The 19,516-nt window shown below is 69.8% G+C and carries 15 protein-coding genes; 12 read left to right on the forward strand and 3 right to left on the reverse strand.

Annotation, left to right across the window (positions count from 1 at the left end; translation table 11 throughout):
* The first annotated feature begins 26 nt into the window (after positions 1-26).
* Positions 27-767 carry a DUF4190 domain-containing protein gene (locus tag ABZT04_RS15780; protein WP_356056782.1) on the forward strand — a complete coding sequence of 247 codons (741 nt, stop codon included), beginning with the start codon at positions 27-29 and terminating at the stop codon, positions 765-767.
* Here ABZT04_RS15780 and ABZT04_RS15785 read toward each other — a convergent pair.
* Entirely contained in the window at positions 752-1,342 is a 591-nt protein-coding gene (locus tag ABZT04_RS15785) for an NADAR family protein (protein ID WP_356056783.1), read from the reverse strand. The genes ABZT04_RS15780 and ABZT04_RS15785 overlap by 16 nt on opposite strands.
* Positions 1,343-1,553: 211 nt before the next feature.
* On the opposite strand from ABZT04_RS15785, the gene ABZT04_RS15790 reads away from it, so the two are divergent.
* The 8 genes from ABZT04_RS15790 to ABZT04_RS15825 all read left to right on the forward strand — a co-directional run bounded on the left by ABZT04_RS15790 (position 1,554) and on the right by ABZT04_RS15825 (position 11,195).
* Positions 1,554-3,089: a gamma-aminobutyraldehyde dehydrogenase gene (locus tag ABZT04_RS15790; RefSeq protein WP_356056784.1), complete on the forward strand. Its 1,536-nt coding sequence runs from the start codon at positions 1,554-1,556 to the stop codon at positions 3,087-3,089.
* Positions 3,090-3,143: 54 nt separating this feature from the next.
* Entirely contained in the window at positions 3,144-4,391 is a 1,248-nt protein-coding gene (locus tag ABZT04_RS15795) for a spermidine/putrescine ABC transporter substrate-binding protein (protein WP_356056785.1), read from the forward strand.
* Positions 4,388-5,548: an ABC transporter ATP-binding protein gene (locus ABZT04_RS15800; protein ID WP_355919385.1), complete on the forward strand. Its 1,161-nt coding sequence runs from the start codon at positions 4,388-4,390 to the stop codon at positions 5,546-5,548. Before ABZT04_RS15795 ends, ABZT04_RS15800 begins: the two co-directional genes overlap by 4 nt.
* On the forward strand, positions 5,548-6,477 hold the full coding sequence (locus tag ABZT04_RS15805; protein ID WP_356056786.1) for an ABC transporter permease: 930 nt from the start codon (positions 5,548-5,550) through the stop codon (positions 6,475-6,477). Before ABZT04_RS15800 ends, ABZT04_RS15805 begins: the two co-directional genes overlap by 1 nt.
* A complete protein-coding gene (locus ABZT04_RS15810) occupies positions 6,478-7,278 on the forward strand; it encodes an ABC transporter permease (RefSeq protein ID WP_356056787.1) in 801 nt (266 codons plus the stop codon).
* A gap of 29 nt (positions 7,279-7,307) precedes the next feature.
* Positions 7,308-8,726 (forward strand): FAD-dependent oxidoreductase, encoded by a 1,419-nt coding sequence (locus ABZT04_RS15815; RefSeq protein WP_356056788.1) that lies wholly within the window; start codon positions 7,308-7,310, stop codon positions 8,724-8,726.
* 128 nt (positions 8,727-8,854) lie between these two features.
* Positions 8,855-9,307 (forward strand): hypothetical protein, encoded by a 453-nt coding sequence (locus ABZT04_RS15820; RefSeq protein WP_356056789.1) that lies wholly within the window; start codon positions 8,855-8,857, stop codon positions 9,305-9,307.
* Between the two features lie 85 nt (positions 9,308-9,392).
* The gene (locus ABZT04_RS15825; RefSeq protein WP_356056790.1) at positions 9,393-11,195 is read left to right on the forward strand and encodes a glycoside hydrolase family 18 protein; all 1,803 of its coding nucleotides are present in this window, start codon (positions 9,393-9,395) and stop codon (positions 11,193-11,195) included.
* On the opposite strand, the gene ABZT04_RS15830 is transcribed toward ABZT04_RS15825, so the two are convergent.
* Both ABZT04_RS15830 and gabT read right to left on the reverse strand, forming a co-directional pair.
* Entirely contained in the window at positions 11,134-11,970 is an 837-nt protein-coding gene (locus ABZT04_RS15830; protein ID WP_356056846.1) for a phosphatase PAP2 family protein, read from the reverse strand. The two genes, ABZT04_RS15825 and ABZT04_RS15830, sit on opposite strands and share 62 nt — an antisense overlap.
* A gap of 152 nt (positions 11,971-12,122) precedes the next feature.
* Positions 12,123-13,457: a 4-aminobutyrate--2-oxoglutarate transaminase gene (gene gabT, locus ABZT04_RS15835; protein ID WP_356056792.1), complete on the reverse strand. Its 1,335-nt coding sequence runs from the start codon at positions 13,455-13,457 to the stop codon at positions 12,123-12,125.
* A 256-nt stretch (positions 13,458-13,713) separates the two neighbouring features.
* On the opposite strand from gabT, the gene ABZT04_RS15840 reads away from it, so the two are divergent.
* From ABZT04_RS15840 to ABZT04_RS15850, 3 genes are all read left to right on the forward strand, one after another.
* Positions 13,714-16,131: an ATP/GTP-binding protein gene (locus tag ABZT04_RS15840; protein ID WP_356056793.1), complete on the forward strand. Its 2,418-nt coding sequence runs from the start codon at positions 13,714-13,716 to the stop codon at positions 16,129-16,131.
* 128 nt (positions 16,132-16,259) lie between these two features.
* Positions 16,260-17,840, forward strand: a complete 1,581-nt coding sequence (locus ABZT04_RS15845) for a PucR family transcriptional regulator (protein WP_356056794.1) — start codon at positions 16,260-16,262, stop codon at positions 17,838-17,840.
* A gap of 128 nt (positions 17,841-17,968) precedes the next feature.
* A complete protein-coding gene (locus ABZT04_RS15850; protein WP_356056795.1) occupies positions 17,969-19,414 on the forward strand; it encodes an aldehyde dehydrogenase family protein in 1,446 nt (481 codons plus the stop codon).
* Positions 19,415-19,516 lie beyond the last annotated feature (102 nt).

Raw genomic sequence — 19,516 nt, forward strand, 5'->3', positions numbered from 1 at the left:
CGACGGGGATGGGGACGGGGCGGGACATGGGGGACCAGACACAGCCGGACGGCGGCGCGGGAGCGAACAACGATCCGTGGGCGCCACCGGAGAGCAAGCCGTCGCTGGAGAAGGGCGCACAGCCGCCCGCACCCGGGGCGCAGCCGTATCCGCCGGCCCCAGGACAGCAGCCGTACCCGCAGGACCAGCCGCCCGCCGCTGCCCAACAGCCGCCGCCGCAGCCGTCGTCCGTGCACTTCCAGCCCACCATGACCGCCATGCCGTCCGACGGCTTCGCCCCGCCCGCCCCCGGCTACGGCCAGCCCGGCACGCCTCCCGGCCTGCCCAGCTACGGCGCGCCCACCTACGGCCCGCCCCACGCCCCCGGCGGCTACGGCTACCCCGGTTACCCGCAGGGCTACGGCTGGCCCGGTATGCCGATGGCCCCGCAGAACAACATGGGCACCGCGGCGATGGTGCTGGGCATCCTGTCCTGCTGTCTCTTCTGCATCTACGGCATCGTCTCGCTGGGCCTCGGCATCACCGCGATCGTCCTCGGCGTCAAGGGCAAGAAGCGGGCCGACCGGGGTGAGGCCACCAACCGGGGTCAGGCCCAGGCGGGTCTGATCACGGGCATCGTCGGGACCGTCCTAGGCGTGATCACCATCGCCGCGATGATCATCGGCATCGCCTTCGCCGTCAAGCACGACAACGACAACACGACGGATTCCGACCCCTACTACAACTCGGCCCCCAGCCTGACGGCACCGGTTCAGCCCGGGGCCTGACTCCGCAGCCGCTCGCGCGCGGCCATCAACGCGAACCCCAACAGATTCGGGCCCCGCCACCGCGCGGGGTCCTGTGCCGCCTCGTCGTCCGCCGCCAGGCCGATGCCCCACACCCGGTCCACCGGGCTCGCCTCGACCAGCACCCGGTCACCGGTGCCCAGCAGATACGCCCGCAGCTCCGCGTCCGCCGCGAACTTGTGGACGCTCCCCTCGACGACGATCCCGAACCGCTCCCGGGCCCAGGTCTCCTCGTCGAAGCCCCGCACCAGACGCCCCGCCTTCTTCGCCAGGGACGGATGATCCGCGGCCAGCACCCGCGCCTCCGCCTCCGCGTCACCGAACAGGCGCGCCTTGCCCGCCATCATCCAGTGCTCGGCGGTCGCATACGTCACGCCCGCCACGGTGAACGGCGACGGCCACCACTGGCTCAGACAGCTCGCGCCCACACGTCCGTCCGGGCGGGGCCGGTGGCCCCAGAAGTGCAGATATTTGACCCTGGTCCCCGCGCGCACTTCCCTGATCAGGGCTTCCTGTGAATCGATCGCTCCGGCGAGCTTCCCCGTGATCTTCTCCATGCACGCGAGTCTTGCAGGCACCACTGACACTCCGTCCCCCCTTTTCCATCCGGACTCGACACCTGGTCGACAGATTCCGTCGCGTAACCAAAAGGCAACAACGGAATCACTTGTTGGAGTCCCTTTGCTCTGTCAGGATCAGCACTCAAATCGAGCTGGAGCTACGCCACCCGCCAGCGGACGAAGCGGGGCGAAGGCGGAGGAGAGCGACATGCACAACCCGGGCAACGCCACCCCGGAACGATTCCCCGCACAGGAGTACTTCGCGGACGGCGCGCAATTCATCGCGGGCCGCCTGACCAAGGGCACCTCGGGCCGTACGCACGCGGTCGTCGACCCGGCCACCGGCGACGACGTGTACACGTACGAGCTGGCCGGTACGGCGGACGTGGACGCGGCCGTGGCCGCCGCCCGCGCCGCCTTCCCGGGCTGGTCGGGCGCCACGCCCGGCGAGCGCTCCGACGCGCTGCACCGCTTCGCCGCCGTGCTCGCCGAGCGCGCGGACGATTTCGCCCGCGCGGAGTCGCTCCAGTGCGGCAAGCCGCTCAAGCTGACCCGCGAGTTCGACGTCCCCGGGACGATCGACAACACGGCCTTCTTCGCCGGTGCCGCACGGCATCTGCAGGGGCAGTCCGCCGGTGAGTACTCCGGCGACCACACGTCGTACGTACGCCGTGAACCCATCGGTGTCGTCGGCTCCATCGCGCCCTGGAACTATCCCCTCCAGATGGCCGCCTGGAAGATCCTCCCGGCGATCGCCGCGGGCAACACGATCGTGCTGAAGCCCGCCGAGCTGACCCCGCTCACCTCGCTGATGTTCGCGCAGGCCGCCACCGAGGCCGGCATCCCGGACGGTGTCATCAACATCATCACCGGCACGGGGAAAGAGGCCGGTGAGCATCTCGTTGGTCATCCCGATGTGGCCATGACGTCCTTCACCGGCTCCACCGCCGTGGGCAAGCGCGTCGCCGAGATCGCCACCGCCACCGTCAAGCGCCTCCACCTGGAGCTGGGCGGCAAGGCACCCTTCGTGGTCTTCGACGACGCCGACCTCGAAGCCGCCGTCCATGGCGCCGTCGCCGGTTCGCTGATCAACACCGGGCAGGACTGCACGGCCGCCACGCGCGCGTACGTGCAGCGGCCCCTGTACGACGCGTTCGTCCAGAAGACCGCCGCCCTCATGGCGGGCGTCCGGGTCGGCGACCCCTTCGCCCCCGGTACCGACCTCGGGCCGCTGATCTCGCACGTCCAGCGCGACCGCGTCGCCGCCTTCGTCGACCGGGCGCGTGGCTACGCGCGCGTGGTGACCGGCGGCGAGGCTCCTCAGGGAGATCTCAAGAACGGCGCCTACTATCGGCCCACCCTGGTCGCGGACGCCGCCCAGGACAGCGAGATCGTGCAGTCCGAGCTGTTCGGGCCGGTGCTCGTCGTGCTGCCCTTCGACAGCGACGACGAAGGCATCGCGCTCGCCAACGACACCCCGTACGGCCTCGCCGCCTCCGCGTGGACCCGGGACGTCTACCGGGCGAACCGCGCGACCCGCGAGATCAAGGCGGGCTGTGTGTGGGTCAACGACCACATCCCGATCATCAGCGAGATGCCGCACGGCGGCTACAAGGCGTCCGGCTTCGGCAAGGACATGTCCGCCTACTCGTTCGAGGAGTACACCCAGATCAAGCACGTCATGTTCGACAACACCGCGGTCGCCGCGAAGGACTGGCACCGCACGATCTTCGGGGACCGATAGCAGCAGCAGGCCGCACGACCCGCGGCCGTCATCTCCCGAAAGGGCAGCACGCGCATGAAGCAGTACGAGCCCGACCGCCTGACCCCGGCCGAAGTGGCCGCCGCGCGGCGCAGCTTCCGCAAGAGCCGGTCCGCGACGACCCGCCGTTCGGTGCTGCGCGCCTCCGCGGGCGGCGCGCTCGCGCTCGGCGGACTCGGCGCCCTGAGCGGCTGCGGGATCCCCGCGGCCGGCAAGACGCAGGGCGGGGTGTCCGCCGACGACCACTCGGCCAAGGAGAAGGAGATCGACTTCTCCAACTGGCCCGAGTACATCGACACGGACGACAGCGGCAAGCACCGCCCCACCCTGGACGCGTTCACCAAGCGGACCGGCATCAAGGTCAAGTACACCGAGGACATCAACGACAACGACGAGTTCTTCGGCAAGATCCAGCCGCAGCTCGCCGCCGGCCAGGACACCGGCCGCGACCTGATCGTCCTCACCGACTGGCTGGCCGCCCGCATGATCCGGCTGGGCTACGTCCAGAAACTGGACGCGTCCAACCTGCCGCACGCCTACGCCAACCTCTCGGACCAGTTCCGCAGCCCCGACTGGGACCCGGGCCGGGCCTACTCGTACGTGTGGCAGGGCATCTCGACCGTCATCGCCTACAACAAGAAGGCGCTCGACGGCGTCGAGGTGAAGTCGATCTCCGACCTGCTCGACAACCCCAAGCTCAAGGGCCGCGTCGGCTTCCTCACCGAGATGCGCGACAGCGTCGGCATGACCATGCTCGACATGGGCAAGGACCCGGGGAAGTTCACCGACGACGACTACGACGCGGTCATCGCCCGCCTCCAGAAGGCCGTCGACAAGGGCCAGATCCGCCGCTTCACCGGCAACGACTACACGTCCGACCTCACCAAGGGCGACTTCGCCGCGTGCGTCGCCTGGGGCGGCGACATCGTCCAACTCCAGTCGGACAACCCGGACGTCGGCTACGTCATCCCCGACAGCGGCTACATGACGTCGACCGACAACCTGCTGATCCCCAACAAGGCGCGCCACAAGACGAACGCCGAGCGGCTCATCGACTACTACTACGAGCCCGAGCCGGCCGCCGAACTCGCCGCCTACGTCAACTACGTCAGCCCGGTCGCGGACGTGAAGCCGTACCTCGCAAAGCTCGACAAGTCGGCGGCGAGCAACCCGCTGATCCTTCCCGACAAGGCCATGGCGGCCAGGTCCCACGCCTTCCGCTCACTGAGCTCGAAGGAAGAGACGGCCTACCAGCAGAAGTTCGCAAAGCTCACAGGGGCGTGACGACGATGAACACCAAGGACAACAGCGGCGACGTCCGCCTCTCCGGTATCAGCAAGACCTACGGCTCCTTCACCGCCGTACACCCGCTCGACCTGACCGTCCCGCAGGGCTCCTTCTTCGCCCTGCTCGGCGCCTCCGGCTGCGGCAAGACCACCACCCTGCGCATGATCGCGGGCCTGGAGGAACCTTCCTCCGGAACCGTGTTCCTCGGCGACCAGGAAGTCGGCCATCTCCCGCCGTACAAGCGGCCGGTGAACACCGTCTTCCAGTCCTACGCCCTCTTCCCGCACCTCGACATCTTCGAGAACGTGGCCTTCGGGCTGCGCCGGCGCGGCATCAAGTCGGTGAAGAAGCAGGTCGAGGACATGCTCGACCTGGTGCAGCTCGGCGAGCAGGCCCGCAAGAAGCCGCACCAGCTCTCCGGCGGCCAGCAGCAGCGCGTCGCCGTCGCCCGCGCGCTCATCAACCACCCCAAGGTGCTGCTCCTCGACGAGCCGCTCGGCGCCCTCGACCTCAAGCTGCGCCGCCAGATGCAGTTGGAGCTCAAGCGCATCCAGACCGAGGTCGGCATCACCTTCGTCCACGTCACGCACGACCAGGAGGAGGCCATGACCATGGCCGACACCGTCGCCGTGATGAACGCCGGCCGCGTCGAGCAACTAGGCTCGCCCGCCGACCTCTACGAGAACCCCAACACCACCTTCGTCGCCAACTTCCTTGGCACCTCCAACCTCATCGAGGCCGAGGTCGACTCCAAGTCGGGCGACGAGATCGTCCTCAAGGCGGGCGGCGGCAAGCTCGTCCTCCCCGAGGCGCGCTGTTCCGCGCCCACCACGACAGGCGGCAAGGTCCTCGTCGGCGTGCGCCCGGAGAAGATCACCCTCACCCACGCCGACGACGCGGGCGACATCGCCGAGGGCCGCAACCGCATCACCGGCCGGATCGCCGACTCCAGCTTCATCGGCGTCTCCACCCAGTACGTCATCGACAGCCCCGTCTGCCCCGAGTTCGAGGTCTACGCCCAGAACATCGACCGCGACTCCCGGCTGCGGCCCGGCGCCGAGGTCGTCCTGCACTGGAACCCGGCGCACACCTTCGGCCTCGACGCGGCCCAGGACATCGACGCCGGCGTCGACACCGAGGAAGAGGCCGCCTGATGTCGACCCTCACCGAGGCGCCCCCGCCCCTGTCACCGACCGCGCCGGAGAAGAAGCCCCCGCGCAAGAGGGGCCGCTGGACGCCGTACTGGCTCCTCCTGCCCGGCATCCTCTGGCTGATCATCTTCTTCGCGCTGCCGATGATCTACCAGGGCTCCACGTCGATCCAGACGGGCTCCCTGGAGGACGGCTACAAGGTCACCTGGCACTTCGCGACCTACTGGGACGCGGTGTCCGAGTACTGGCCGCAGTTCGTGCGCTCGGGCCTCTACGCCGCCGCCGCGACCATCCTGTGTCTGCTGCTCGGCTACCCGCTCGCCTACCTCATCGCCTTCCGCGCGGGACGCTGGCGCAACCTGATCATGATCCTGGTGATCGCGCCGTTCTTCACCAGCTTCCTGATCCGCACCCTCGCCTGGAAGACGATCCTCGCGGACAGCGGCCCGGTCGTGAGCGTCCTCAACACGCTGCACGTCCTGGACGTCACCAACTGGCTCGGCTGGACGTCGGGGGACCGCGTCCTCGCCACTCCGCTCGCCGTCGTCTGCGGACTGACGTACAACTTCCTGCCGTTCATGGTCCTGCCGCTCTACACCTCCCTCGAACGCATCGACGGACGGCTGCACGAGGCGGCCGGCGACCTGTACGCCAAGCCGTTCACCACCTTCCGCAAGGTCACCTTCCCGCTGTCGATGCCCGGCGTCGTCTCCGGCACCCTGCTGACCTTCATCCCGGCGGCCGGTGACTACGTGAACGCCGAACTCCTCGGCTCCACCGACACCCGCATGATCGGAAACGTCATCCAGACGCAGTTCCTGCGCGTCCTGGACTATCCGACGGCCGCGGCACTCTCCTTCATCCTCATGGCCGCCATTCTCGCCATGGTGACCATCTACATTCGCAAGTCCGGGACGGAGGATCTGGTCTAAATGGCCTTCGTACGCTGGTTCAAGCGCCATCTCGTCGTCATCGCGGGGCTGTTGACCCTCGGATATCTGCTCCTTCCGAACGTCATCGTCACGGTGTTCTCCTTCAACAAGCCGAAGGGGCGCTTCAATTACGAGTGGCAGCAGTTCTCGCTGGACGCCTGGAAGCAGCCGTGCGGTGTCGCCGACATGTGCGGCTCGCTCTCCATCAGCCTCCAGATCGCCGTCTGGGCGACCATCGGCGCAACCGTCCTCGGCACGATGATCGCCTTCGCGCTGGTCCGCTACCGCTTCCGCGCCCGCGGTGCCATCAACTCGCTGATCTTCCTGCCGATGGCGATGCCCGAGGTCGTCATGGCGGCCTCGCTGCTCACCCTGTTCCTCAACATGGGCGCCCAACTGGGCTTCTACACCATCCTGATCGCCCACATCATGTTCTGCCTCAGCTTCGTCGTCACCGCCGTCAAGGCCCGGGTGATGTCGATGGACCCGCGCCTGGAACAGGCCGCACAGGACCTCTACGCCGGCCCGGCGCAGACGTTCCTGCGCGTCACCCTGCCCATCGCGGCCCCCGGAATCGCGGCGGGCGCGCTGCTTTCCTTCGCGCTCTCCTTCGACGATTTCATCATCACCAATTTCAACGCGGGCTCCACCGTCACCTTCCCCATGTTCGTCTGGGGTTCGGCACAGCGCGGCACACCCGTTCAGATCAATGTCATCGGTACGGCCATGTTCCTCGTCGCCGTACTGTTGGTGCTCGTCTCGATGGCGATCACCAACCGCCGCAACAAAGTGAAGGCATAACCGCAAGCGCCCTGTAGGGAGTTGAAATCATGGCCCCAAGCGCCATGACCCGTTGGACCAAGTCTCTTTCCGAAGCCCAGCCGATTCCCTATTGGCTGGACGATCCCGGCAAACCTCATCCCGAGCCCGCGCTCACCACCGGCGAGACCTGCGATCTGCTGGTCGTCGGCGGCGGTTACAGCGGACTGTGGACCGCGCTCATCGCCAAGGAGCGCGACCCGCAACGGGATGTCGTCCTGCTGGAAGGCCGCGAGGTGGGCTGGGCCGCCTCGGGCCGCAACGGCGGCTTCTGCGCCGCCTCCCTCACCCACGGCCTGTCCAACGGGCTCACCCGCTGGCCGGACGAGATCCACAAGCTGGAGGAGTTGGGCGCCCGCAACCTCGACGAGATCGAGGCGGCGGTCGCCCGCTACTCCCTGGACTGCGAGTTCGAGCGCACCGGCGAGATCGACGTCGCCACCGAACCGCACCAGGCCGAGGAACTCCACGACTGGTACGCCGAGTTGGAAAGCAAGGGCCTTGCCGAAGGCACCGAGTTCCTCGACGCGGAAGCGGTCCGCGAGCAGGTCGCCTCCCCGACCTTCCTGGCCGGCCTGTACGACAGCCGGGGCGTCGCGATGCTCAACCCGGCGAAACTGGCCTGGGGTTTGAAGCGCGCCTGTCTCGGGCTCGGCGTCCGCGTCTACGAACACACCCCCGCCCTCGCCCTCAAGCCGTACGGCGCGGGCATGGCCGTCCGCACCCCCTACGGCTCGGTCCGCGCCCGCCGGGTCGCGCTCGCCACCAACATCTTCCCGAACCTGGTCAAGCGCGTCCGCTCGTACACCGTCCCGGTCTACGACTACGCGCTGATGACCGAGCCGCTCTCCGCCGACCAGTTGGCGTCGATCGGCTGGAAGAACCGCCAGGGGCTGGGGGATTCGGCGAACCAGTTCCACTACTTCCGGCTGTCGGCCGACAACCGCATCCTGTGGGGCGGTTACGACGCGATCTATCCCTACGGCGGCCGGGTGCGCGCCGAGTACGACGACCGGCCGGAGACCTACGCCAAGCTCGCCGAACACTTCTTCACCTGCTTCCCGCAGTTGGAGGGCCTGGGCTTCAGCCATGCGTGGGGCGGCGCGATCGACACCTGCTCGCGTTTCTCCGCGTTCTTCGGCACCGCCCACCAGGGCAAGGTGGCGTACGCGGCGGGCTTCACCGGCCTTGGCGTCGGCGCCACCCGCTTCGGCGCGGACGTGATGCTGGACCTGCTCGCGGGGGAGCGGACCGAGCGCACGGAACTCGAGATGGTCCGCAAGAAGCCGCTGCCCTTCCCGCCCGAACCCTTCGCCTGGACCGGTATCGCGCTCACCAAGTGGTCGCTGGCCCGCGCGGACGACCACGGCGGCCGGCGCAACCTGTGGCTGAAGACGATGGACAAGCTGGGCCTCGGCTTCGACAGTTGAGCCGCACTTTCCCTTCGGTGTGACGTGGTTCACTCTTTCGAGGTGCGGGAACCCGCGTAATGCCGGCGGGTGACCTCCCTCTCTCCTGTGACGCGACCAGCGTCGACATGAGAAAGGGAGGTCTCCTCATGACTGGGGCGCAGACGGCCGTCGAGTGGCTGGCATCGGTGGCTCCGGATCCGGAGGCCTGCCGCTGGGAATGGGAGCGCAACCCCCTCGGGATCGCGCTGCTGCCCGCCGGCAAGGCCTGGGACGTACTCATCCTGCCGGGTGAGCTCGGCTATCCCACGCTCGATGTGCTCACCAGGGTCATCGATCAACTGGGCCCGGTACTAGTCGACTTCGGCGACGCACGGATGGGCTTCCTGGTGCCGCCCGGCACCGCCGCCCGCTGGCTCGGCACCGGCATCCGCACGGCCGGGCCCGGCACCTGGATCGTCGTGCCGTACCCCGGCCGGTCCACCGGCGGAGTCCGCTGGCTGGTACCGCCGGACGGCTCCGGCACCCTCACCGATCCCGCACTCCTCGAACTCGCCATGCACGAGGCGGCGGCGGGGCTGGCCACGGAGGGGGACGGGTAGCCGACAGATGTCTTGACAACGGTATTGGTCTGGACCAAATTGGGCGCGCTCCACCCCTCCAATTCCCCCATGCCCGGAGGCACTTGTGGATCGCACCAGATCCGTCCTCGCCATGCTCACGGCCGCCCTGCTGGCGGTACCCGGCATCACCGCGCTCTCGTCGGCCGCCCGTGCGGCCGACGCGGACCTGGCGAAGAACGGAGGCTTTGAGTCCGGCCTGGATGGCTGGTCCTGTACCGCGAGCAGCGGTACGACGGTCAAGTCGCCCGTGCACGGCGGCAGTTCGGCGTTGCAGGCGACCCCGGCCAGCAACGACTACGCCCAGTGCGCGCAGACGGTGACCGTGAAACCGGATTCCTCCTACTCGCTCGCCGGTTACGTCCGCGGCAGCTACGTCTACCTCGGCGCGAGCGGCACCGGCACCACCGACGTCTCCACCTGGACCCAATCAGCCCCCGACTGGCAGCAGTTGACGACCAGCTTCCACACCGGCCCGTCCACCACCAAGGTCACGATCTACACCCACGGCTGGTACGGCACCGGCGCCTACTACGCCGACGACCTCTCCCTCACCGGCCCGGCGGCGGACGTGGGACAACCGCCCGCGACCCCGACCGGCCTCGCCGTGGGCACCGTCACGTCCTCCTCCGTCGCCCTGTCCTGGTCCGCCGTCACCGGCGCGACGAGCTACGCGGTCTACCGTGACGGGGTGAAAGTCCAGACGGCGAGCGGCACTTCGGCCACCGTGAGCGGCCTCTCCTCGGCGACGGCGTACAGCTTCCAGGTCACCGCGGCCAACGACGCGGGCGAGTCGGCGAAGTCGACGGCCGTCACCGCGACCACATCCACCGGATCGGGCGGTGGGAACACCGACCTCCCGACCCACGCCCTGGTGGGCTACCTCCACGCGAGTTTCGCCAACGGCTCCGGCTACACGCGTCTGGCCGACGTGCCCGACAGTTGGGACGTCATCGACCTGGCCTTCGGCGAACCGACGTCCGCCACCTCGGGCGACATCCGCTTCAACCGCTGCTCGGTCGCCGAGTGCCCGAACGTCGAGAGCGACGCCGACTTCAAGGCGGCGATCAAGGCCAAACAGGCGGCCGGCAAAAAGGTGTTGATCTCCATCGGCGGCGCCAACGGCCAGGTCCAACTGACCACGACGGCGGCCAGGGACACCTTCGTGTCGTCCGTCTCGAACATCATCGACACCTACGGTCTCGACGGCCTCGACATCGACTTCGAGGGCCACTCGCTGTCACTGGACGCGAGCGACACGAACTTCAAGAGCCCCACAACTCCCGTGATCGTCAACCTGATCTCGGCCCTGAAGACCCTGAAGGCCAAGTACGGCGCGAAGTTCGTGCTGAGCATGGCGCCCGAGACCTTCTTCGTGCAGATGGGCTACCAGTTCTACGGCACCGGCAAGTTCGGCGGCCAGGACCCGAGGTGCGGGGCGTATCTGCCCGTCATCTACGCCCTGCGTGACGACCTGACCCTGCTGCACGTCCAGGACTACAACTCGGGCCCGATCATGGGTCTCGACGGCCAGTACCACACCATGGGCGGCGCCGACTTCCACATCGCGATGACCGACATGCTGCTCACCGGCTTCCCGGTCGCGGGCGACACGAACAACGTGTTCCCGGCCCTGCGCCCCGACCAGATCGCCATAGGCATGCCGGCGTCGGTCAACGCGGGCAACGGCTATGTCGCCCCGGCCGAGGTCACCAAGACCCTGGACTGCCTGACGAAGAAGGCGAGTTGCGGCTCGTACACCACCCACGGCACCTGGCCGGCCCTGCGCGGCCTGATGACCTGGTCGATCAACTGGGACCGCTACTCGAACTGGGAGTTCCAGAAGACGTTCGACGGCTACTTCGGCTGAGGAACAGCCACAGGAACCTCAGCAGCACCGTACCGAGGCACCAACTGGCCACCACGTCCAGTGGCCAGTGCCAGCCCCGTCTGACCAGGCCGAAGCTGACGGCCGCGACGAGGAGGACGCAGACGGCCACGGCTGAGCGCCGGGCGCGTGCCGTGCGGAGCCAGGGGAGGAGGAGCAGCGTCGAGGTGCCGTACGCGATCATCGCGGTGGCGGTGTGGCCGGAGGGGTAGTAGCCGGTGCCGGGCGGGACCACGGGGGTGCCGCCGCGGGCGATCAGTTCCTTGAGGGGGACTACCAGCGCCGGGACCAGGGCCATCAGCAGGGCCCCCGCGAGGGGCGGCAGCCACCAGCGGTCCGTACCACTGGCACGGCCGCGCCGGGCGACGTGGGCCAGGACGACGATCAAGACGGGAACCGCGACCTCGATGTTGCCCAGGTCGGAGAGGAGTGCGGAGAAACGGTCCGGGTGGACGAGCGCACGGCTGACGCGGGAGTCCAGGCTCAGGAGCGGGCCGTCGGCGGCCACCTGCCAGGTGATCAACGCGAAGAGCAGCGCGGGAAGGGCCAGAAGCAGCCAGAAAAAGGAGGTCGGCCGGCCCGGAACAGGGGGGGTAGTTCCGGGCCAGCCGTCCGGATCGGCGGGTCGCGCGCCCCGGGGGGTTTGGGGCGGGCGACTGTCCGATCGGTGAGGAGATTCGGAGCCAGAGGCTCCTGTTGTGTGCGCGAGGGCACGACCAGGTCGAAGCTGGGGAGGCCCCGGCCTGAAGTCGCCCACAGTCCCCTGTGGGCGGGGTGTATCTCTCATCTGGGTAGAACCTACGGCAGGGGCTCCGGGTACGACAGGCGATATCGCGTCCCGTCATGCACCCCGCACACCTTCTTCACATGGCCTGACGGACGTGACTGGCGGGCATGCGTGGGACTGGCTCAGATACGTGCGAACGCCTGCTCGATGATGTCCAGCCCCTCGCTCAGCAGGTCGTCCCCGATGACCAGCGGTGGCAGGAAGCGGAGGACGTTGCCGTAGGTGCCACAGGTCAGGACCAGCAGCCCCTCCTGGTGGCACGCCTTGGCGAGCGCGGCGGTCGCCTCCGGGTTCGGCTCCTTGGTCGTACGGTCCTTGACCAGCTCGATGGCGATCATCGCGCCGCGCCCCCGTACATCCCCGATGACGTCGAACTTGTCCGCCATGGCGGAGAGGCGCCCCTTCATCACGGCCTCGATGTTCTTGGCCCTGGCGTTGAGGTCCAGCTCCTTCATGGTTTCGATGGCGCCGAGCGCACCGGCGCAGGCGACCGGGTTGCCGCCGTACGTACCGCCCAGGCCACCGGCGTGCGCGGCGTCCATGATCTCGGCGCGACCGGTGACGGCCGCGAGCGGCAGACCGCCGGCGATGCCCTTCGCGGTGGTGATCAGGTCCGGGACGACACCCTCGTCCTCACACGCGAACCACTGACCCGTACGGCAGAACCCCGACTGGATCTCGTCGGCGACGAACACGATCCCGTTGTCCGCGGCGAACTTGCTCAGCGCCGGCAGGAAGCCCTTCGCCGGCTCGATGAAACCGCCCTCGCCGAGGACCGGCTCGATGATGATCGCGGCGACGTTGTCGGCGCCGATCTGCTTGTTGATCATGTCGATGGCCTGCGCGGAGGCCTCGGCACCGGCGTTGTCGGGACCGGTCGGCCAGCGGTAGCCGTAGGCCACCGGCACGCGGTACACCTCGGGCGCGAACGGCCCGAAGCCGTTCTTGTACGGCATGTTCTTCGCCGTCAGCGCCATCGTCAGGTTGGTCCGCCCGTGGTACCCGTGGTCGAACACGACCACGGCCTGCCGCTTGGTGTATGCCCGCGCGATCTTCACGGCGTTCTCGACGGCCTCGGCACCGGAGTTGAACAGCGCCGACTTCTTGGCGTGTTCGCCCGGGGTCAGCTCGGCCAGCGCCTCCGCGACCTCCACGTACCCCTCGTACGGCGTGACCATGAAACAGGTGTGGGTGAAGTCGGCGAGCTGCGCGGTGGCCCGCCGGACGACGGCTTCGGCGGACACGCCGACGCTGGTCACCGCGATACCGGAACCGAAGTCGATGAACCTGTTCCCGTCGACGTCCTCCAGGATCCCGCCGCCGGCCCGCGCGGTGAACACGGGCAGCACGGAACCCACACCGGCCGCGACCGCGGCGGTACGGCGGGCCTGCAGCTCCTGGGACTTGGGACCGGGGATGGCGGTGAGGACGCGGCGCTCCTGCGGAAGTGCGGTCATGAGGGGCTCCTGGGGTGGTGCGGACGCTTTCGCGCATTCCTTTTCTTCCTTTCTCGCAGGCTAGGGCGGGGGACGGGGGGTGGGCATGCTCCATGTGGGCGGTGTCGGGGGAGCGGGTTGTCCGCCATGGACAGTGCCGGGTTCGCGGAGCTTGTCGCAGCCCGGCCGCGTAAGCAGTGAACTCCCTTGCGGGGCGCGTTAGATTGACTCGCTGACGGTGTACGGAACGGCTGGTCAAGGGGCGAGGGCGAGGACGATGGACAGCGACGGGACGCGGGACGCGCGACACACACAGGCCAATCCTGTGCCGCGTCCGGCGCGGCCGCCGGAGGTACCGGCCATGCCGCCGCGGCCTGCGCGAACACCCGACATGAACCCCGCGCCCGAACAGCCTCCGCGATTCGGCCTGTCCGTCGCCGACTGGCTGAACGAGCCCCGCCCGCCCGCCGGACCCGGCATCTGGCGCTACGGCTACCAGCCGGCCAAGCCCGATCGGGCACCGGCGCGCCTTACCCCGGTCGCGGTCCTCGGTCTGCTGATCCCGCTGGTGGTGGCGCTGATCGTGTGGTCCTTCTGGCGCCACGGTGCCGTTCCGTACCAATGGGTCGTGCTCAAGCTGTTCACCCCGAGCGACTGGTGGTGGGCCGGCACCACCTCACCCAAGAACTTCAGGGGCGCCGAGGCCATCAGCGTCTACGACGGTGTCTTCTTCGCCCTGCTTGTCTATGCCGTCGTCAGGCTGGGCGGCTGGCTCGAGGTCGCCCGCCATGTCGTCGGCGGCCGCCCACAGCCCGCTCGCGCCCTGCTGGCGGCCGTCGGCGGCCTGATCGCGCTGAGCTTCGTGTTCCCGGACGCGTTCGGCGTCGGCTGGAGCGCTCTGCCGGTGCAGGACCCGCTGTTCTCCCTCCTCGCCCTGGTCACCGGTGGCTACGACATCTTCCAGTCGGTGCTTCTCACCGACACGCTGTACGGCCTCATCACCGCGTTGGTCCTGTGGCCGTTCGCCCGCCTCGGAGGCTGGTGGGCGCTCGCGAAGGAACGGCTCGCGGCGCGCGGCGGCCGCACGGAGACGGACAGCGCCCAGCCGGCGCCTGCCGCTCTGCCGCCCGCCCAATGGCCCGAGCTGCGGGCGGCGGGCCAGCATGAAGCGGCGGAGCTGCTCACCGCCGAGGTGCTCTCGGGCCGTATGAACGACGTGGACTGCGCCCGGATCGAGTACGCGTGGGAGACCGCCCGCCGGGAGGCGCGGCCGGCCGTCTTCACCGAGACCGTGCTGCGCAAGGGGGCGGCGGCCTGGAGCCACCCGTCCGGAGCGCGGGACCTGCCCGGCCGCGCCGCACGGCACGACGTGCTCGAAGGGCAGGTGCGCATCGGCCAGTGGTCGGCCGGGGAGCGTACTCCTTCTGCCTACCGCGGCGCGGGCACGGCGCTCGGCCCCGACGCGCTCGGCACCTCGCTCCTCGTCGTGGGGCCGTCCGGCTCCGGCAAGACCCGGCATGTGGTCGCCCCGGTCGTCGAGTCCCTCGCCCTGAGGGCGCTCACCGGACAGTGCGCCGTCGTCGCGGTCTGCGCGGCCGGCACCCCGCTCGGCCCGGACTCGGCGTACGACGTCGTGGTGCGGATCGGGGACCCCGCCTCCGTCTACGACCTGGATCCGTACGCCGACACCAGCGACCCCGACGCGGCCGCCTCGTTCCTCGCCGAGGCACTGGTCGGAGACCTCGACACCGTCGGCTCCCAGCGGGCCGCGACCGCGCTCGCCCAACTGCTCGGACCGTACCGGGCGGTGCACGGCACCTTCCCGTCCCTGCCTGTCCTACGGGAACTCCTGGAGGGTGAGCCGTCCGTGCTCGCCGCCCTGCGCCAGGCCCTGTCGGCGCCGGAGCAGGCCGGCCTGCTCCGAGATCTCGACGCCCGGCTCCGCCAGACCGGTGGCGCCGCCGACCCGGGCCCGGTGCTCGCCGACCGGCTCGCGCTGCTGGACCGACCGGTGTTCGCCGACTTCTTCGCCACCGGCGACGCGGCGGCCCGGCCGTTCTCACTGCGTGCCGTCGCCCACCACCCCCTGCGCGTCCGCATCGACGTGCCGGCCCACGGGCACGAGGAGGCCTCCCGGCTGATCACCCGGCTGATCCTGGCCCAGTTCGACCATGTCGTGCACGACAGCGGGCGCCGCCACTTCGCGTGTCTCGTCCTCGACGACGCCACCGGCACGGTGACCACCGAGTCGGTCCGCCGTATGCAGCGTCTGCGCTCCCAGAACGCGGGCGTGCTCCTCTCCCTGCGCACGCTCGGCGATGTGCCCGAGGCTCTGCACGGACCCCTGCATGGGGCGGTCGGCTGCCGGATGGCCTTCTCCGGCGTCACCACCTGGGACGGCAGCCGCTTCGCGCACGCCTGGGGTACCGAGTGGGTGGAGACCACGGACGTCGCCAAGCACACCGTCTTCGCCGACCAGCCCATGACCCGTGCCATCCACGCCCTCCGCAAGCTGGTCACCGGCAAGGCCGTGACCACGGAGGCCGTCACCGTCCGTCAGGTCGAGCGGGAGCGGTGGTCCGCGTCCGAACTGGCGCACGGCGTCCCGGCCGGCCACGCGGTGCTGTCCCTGACCAGCGTGAAGGGGGAGCACGCGCCCCCGCTGCTGGTGGATCTGCGGGGGTCGGGGCTCTGAACCCCACATACGGGTACAGGGTGACCGTACAGTGAGGCAGAATCACCCCGAGCCGTTCATACGCGACGGCCAAAAGATCACCGGGATCACTCGACCTCCCCGGAACCGCCCGCAGCTCTGAAGGCACCATGCCCCCCACCCTCGCCTCGCTCGTCCACCACTCCGCGCTCAAGCTCACCGTGCGCGCAGGCGAGGACCACTTGGACGTGCCCGTCCGGTGGGCCCATGTGAGTGAACTGGCCGACCCGGTGCCGTACATGGAGGGCGGGGAACTGCTGCTGATCACCGCCCTCAAGCTGGACGCCGACGATCCGAAGGCGATGCGGCGGTATGTGAAGCGGCTGGTGGGGGCGGGGGTCGTCGGGCTCGGCTTCGCGGTCGGGGTCAACTACGACGAGATCCCGAAGGCACTGGTCGACACGGCCGCGGAGGAGGGGCTGCCGCTGCTCGAAGTGCCCCGGCGGACACCGTTCCTCGCGATCAGCAAGGCCGTCTCCGCCGCGATCGCCGCCGACCAGTACCGGGCCGTGACAGCGGGGTTCGCCGCACAGCGGGAACTGACCAGGCAGGCCCTCACCGACGGCCCGGAGGGACTGCTCGCCGCGCTCGCCGCGCAGGTCGACGGATGGGCCGCGCTCTACGACGCGTCCGGTGCCGTCGTCGCCACCGCACCGGAATGGGCGGGCCGCCGCGCCGCCCGGCTCACGGCGGACGTCGAACGGCTCCGCGACCGGCCCGCACCGGCCTCCTCCGTCGTAGGCGGACCGGACAACGAGGACCGGGTCGAACTGCACACCCTGGGCACCGGGCGCCGCCCGCGCGCCGTACTCGCCGTGGGCACGGCCGCGGCCCTGGGGACGGCCGAGCGGTACGCCGTGCATTCGGCGATCGCGCTCCTGACCCTCACCACCGAACGCTCGCGTTCGCTCCAGGCCGCCGAGCAGCGGATCGGGGCGGCGGTGCTGCGCATGCTGCTCGCCGGTCAGCCGGATCACGCGCGGGCGGTCGCCGGGGAGTTGTTCGGCGGGCTCCTCGACGCGCCGTTCCGGGTGATCGTCGCCGAGGCGGACAGTGACGGTGACTCCTTGGGCGGGCTCACCGAGGTCGTGGAGTCGGCCGCCGCGCGGTCCGGGGAGGCCGTGCTCGTCGTGCCGGAAGGGCCGGGACGGCTGGTCGTGCTGGCCGTGGACGGCGGCGCGACGGTCGAGGCCTGCCGGGAGTACACGGCGACGCTGGAGGGCGAGCGCGCCTCCGCCGACGTAGGGGAGCAGGGCGAGGACGACGATCCGGTCGTGGGGCTCTCGGCGCCGGCCGGGCCCATCGCCGCGGCGGCCGCCTACAAGCAGGCCGAGCAGGCGTTGTCCGTGGCCCGCAGGCGCGGGCGGGTGTTCGTCGAGCACGAGCAGTTGGCCGCCGGGTCCGTCCTGCCGCTGCTCGCCGACGACGCGGTACGGGCGTTCGCGGACGGTCTGCTACGACCGCTCTCCGAGCACGACGCGACCGGGCGGGGGGACCTGGTGGCCTCGCTGCGGGCGTGGCTGTCTCGGCACGGGCAGTGGGACGCGGCGGCCGCCGATCTCGGGGTGCACCGGCACACGCTCCGGTACCGGATGCGGCGGGTCGAGGAGATCCTCGGACGGTCGCTGGACGATCCGGACGTACGGATGGAGCTGTGGCTGGCGCTGAAGGCGACCGCCGCGGCCGAGTGACGGCATCTGCCGAACTGGAGCGTTCCCGCCGGGCACCACTACGACTCGGCTAAGCGCACCGCGGTGCTCCCGCCCCTACGGTTGACGCAGAAGACCCAAGAACATCCCCAACGCGGAAGGGCCGGGACATGACTTCCACCCACGCCTTCTGGCTGGCCGGCCGTCAGGCCACCGGCGAGGACACCTTCGACGTCACCTCCCCGTGGGACGGACGCCTCGTCGGCAAGGTCAGCGTGCCGACCGACGCCCAGGTCGAGGAGGCGGTGGCCGCCGCGTACGCCGTACGGGACGAGTTCGCCGCCACCCCCGCCCATGTCCGCGCCGCCGCCCTCGACCACGTCAGCCGGCGTCTGGTCGAGCGCACCGAAGAGATAGCCCGGCTCATCTCCGCCGAGAACGGCAAGCCGATCAAGTGGGCGCGAGGAGAAGTCGGCCGCGCCGTCTCCGTCTTCCGGTTCGCGGCCGAGGAGGCCCGCCGGTTCAACGGCGGTGAGGCCCAGCGCCTGGACACCGACCTCGGCGGCCAGGGTCGGCTTGCCCTCACTCGGCGCTTCCCGAAGGGTGTCGTCCTCGGTATCGCGCCCTTCAACTTCCCGCTGAACCTGTGCGCCCACAAGATCGCCCCCGCGATCGCGGCCGGCACCCCGATCATCCTCAAGCCGGCCCCGGCCACCCCGCTCTCCGGCCTGATCATCGGCGACCTGCTCGCCGAGACCGAACTGCCGGCCGGCGCCTGGAGCGTCCTGCCGGTCGCCAACGACCACATGCCCGCCCTGGTCCAGGACGAGCGGCTGCCGGTGATCTCCTTCACCGGTTCGGAGAAGGTCGGCTACGCGATCATGGACTCGGTGCCGCGCAAGCACTGCACCCTGGAGCTGGGCGGCAACGGCGCGGCCGTCGTCCTCGCCGACTACGCCTCCGACGCCGACCTCGACTGGGCCGCGACCCGCATCGCCACCTTCTCCAACTACCAGGGCGGCCAGTCCTGCATCTCCGTGCAGCGGGTCATCGCGGACGCCTCCGTCTACGACCGGCTGCTGCCGCGTATCGTCGCCGCAGTCGAGGCCCAGGTCACCGGTGACCCGAGCGACGACAAGACGGACGTCGGCCCGCTGGTCAGCGAGGCCGCCGCGCAGCGCGTCGAGTCGTGGGTCCAGGAGGCCGTCGACGCCGGCGCCACTCTGCGCACCGGAGGCAAGCGCGACGGCGCCTCGTACGCGCCGACCGTGCTCACGGACGTACCGGCCGACGTGACGATCTCCTGCGAGGAGGTCTTCGGACCGGTGCTGACCGTGACGAAGGTGGACGGCGAGGCCGCGGCCTTCGCCGCCGCCAACGACTCCAAGTACGGCCTCCAGGCAGGGGTGTTCACCCACGACGTGCAGGTCGCCTTCCGCGCCCACCGCGCCCTGGAGGTCGGCGGTGTCGTGATCGGCGACGTCCCGTCCTACCGCGCCGACCAGATGCCCTACGGCGGTGCCAAGCAGTCCGGTGTCGGCCGCGAGGGCGTGAAGTTCGCGATGGACGACTACACCTACGAGCGGGTGCTGGTCCTCACGGGGCTCGCGCTCTGACCGTCCTCTCGCCCGTAGCCTTACCCGGCAGCTCTAGCTAATGGGAACCATTTTCAGATAGCCTTCCCCGAAGGGGCCCGGCATCGATGCCTTCCGGTGCCG

Source organism: Streptomyces sp. NPDC005492, from assembly GCF_040605995.1.
Classification (GTDB): Bacteria; Actinomycetota; Actinomycetes; order Streptomycetales; family Streptomycetaceae; genus Streptomyces.

What these genes read in the sequence shown, in the direction of transcription:
- ABZT04_RS15780 (WP_356056782.1), top strand. Translation starts at nt 27, where the DNA reads ATGGGGGACCAGACACAGCCGGACGGCGGCGCGGGAGCGAACAACGAT.
- ABZT04_RS15785 (WP_356056783.1), bottom strand. Translation starts at nt 1,342, where the DNA reads ATGGAGAAGATCACGGGGAAGCTCGCCGGAGCGATCGATTCACAGGAA.
- ABZT04_RS15790 (WP_356056784.1), top strand. Translation starts at nt 1,554, where the DNA reads ATGCACAACCCGGGCAACGCCACCCCGGAACGATTCCCCGCACAGGAG.
- ABZT04_RS15795 (WP_356056785.1), top strand. Translation starts at nt 3,144, where the DNA reads ATGAAGCAGTACGAGCCCGACCGCCTGACCCCGGCCGAAGTGGCCGCC.
- ABZT04_RS15805 (WP_356056786.1), top strand. Translation starts at nt 5,548, where the DNA reads ATGTCGACCCTCACCGAGGCGCCCCCGCCCCTGTCACCGACCGCGCCG.
- ABZT04_RS15810 (WP_356056787.1), top strand. Translation starts at nt 6,478, where the DNA reads ATGGCCTTCGTACGCTGGTTCAAGCGCCATCTCGTCGTCATCGCGGGG.
- ABZT04_RS15815 (WP_356056788.1), top strand. Translation starts at nt 7,308, where the DNA reads ATGGCCCCAAGCGCCATGACCCGTTGGACCAAGTCTCTTTCCGAAGCC.
- ABZT04_RS15820 (WP_356056789.1), top strand. Translation starts at nt 8,855, where the DNA reads ATGACTGGGGCGCAGACGGCCGTCGAGTGGCTGGCATCGGTGGCTCCG.
- gabT (WP_356056792.1), bottom strand. Translation starts at nt 13,457, where the DNA reads ATGACCGCACTTCCGCAGGAGCGCCGCGTCCTCACCGCCATCCCCGGT.
- ABZT04_RS15840 (WP_356056793.1), top strand. Translation starts at nt 13,714, where the DNA reads ATGGACAGCGACGGGACGCGGGACGCGCGACACACACAGGCCAATCCT.
- ABZT04_RS15845 (WP_356056794.1), top strand. Translation starts at nt 16,260, where the DNA reads ATGCCCCCCACCCTCGCCTCGCTCGTCCACCACTCCGCGCTCAAGCTC.
- ABZT04_RS15850 (WP_356056795.1), top strand. Translation starts at nt 17,969, where the DNA reads ATGACTTCCACCCACGCCTTCTGGCTGGCCGGCCGTCAGGCCACCGGC.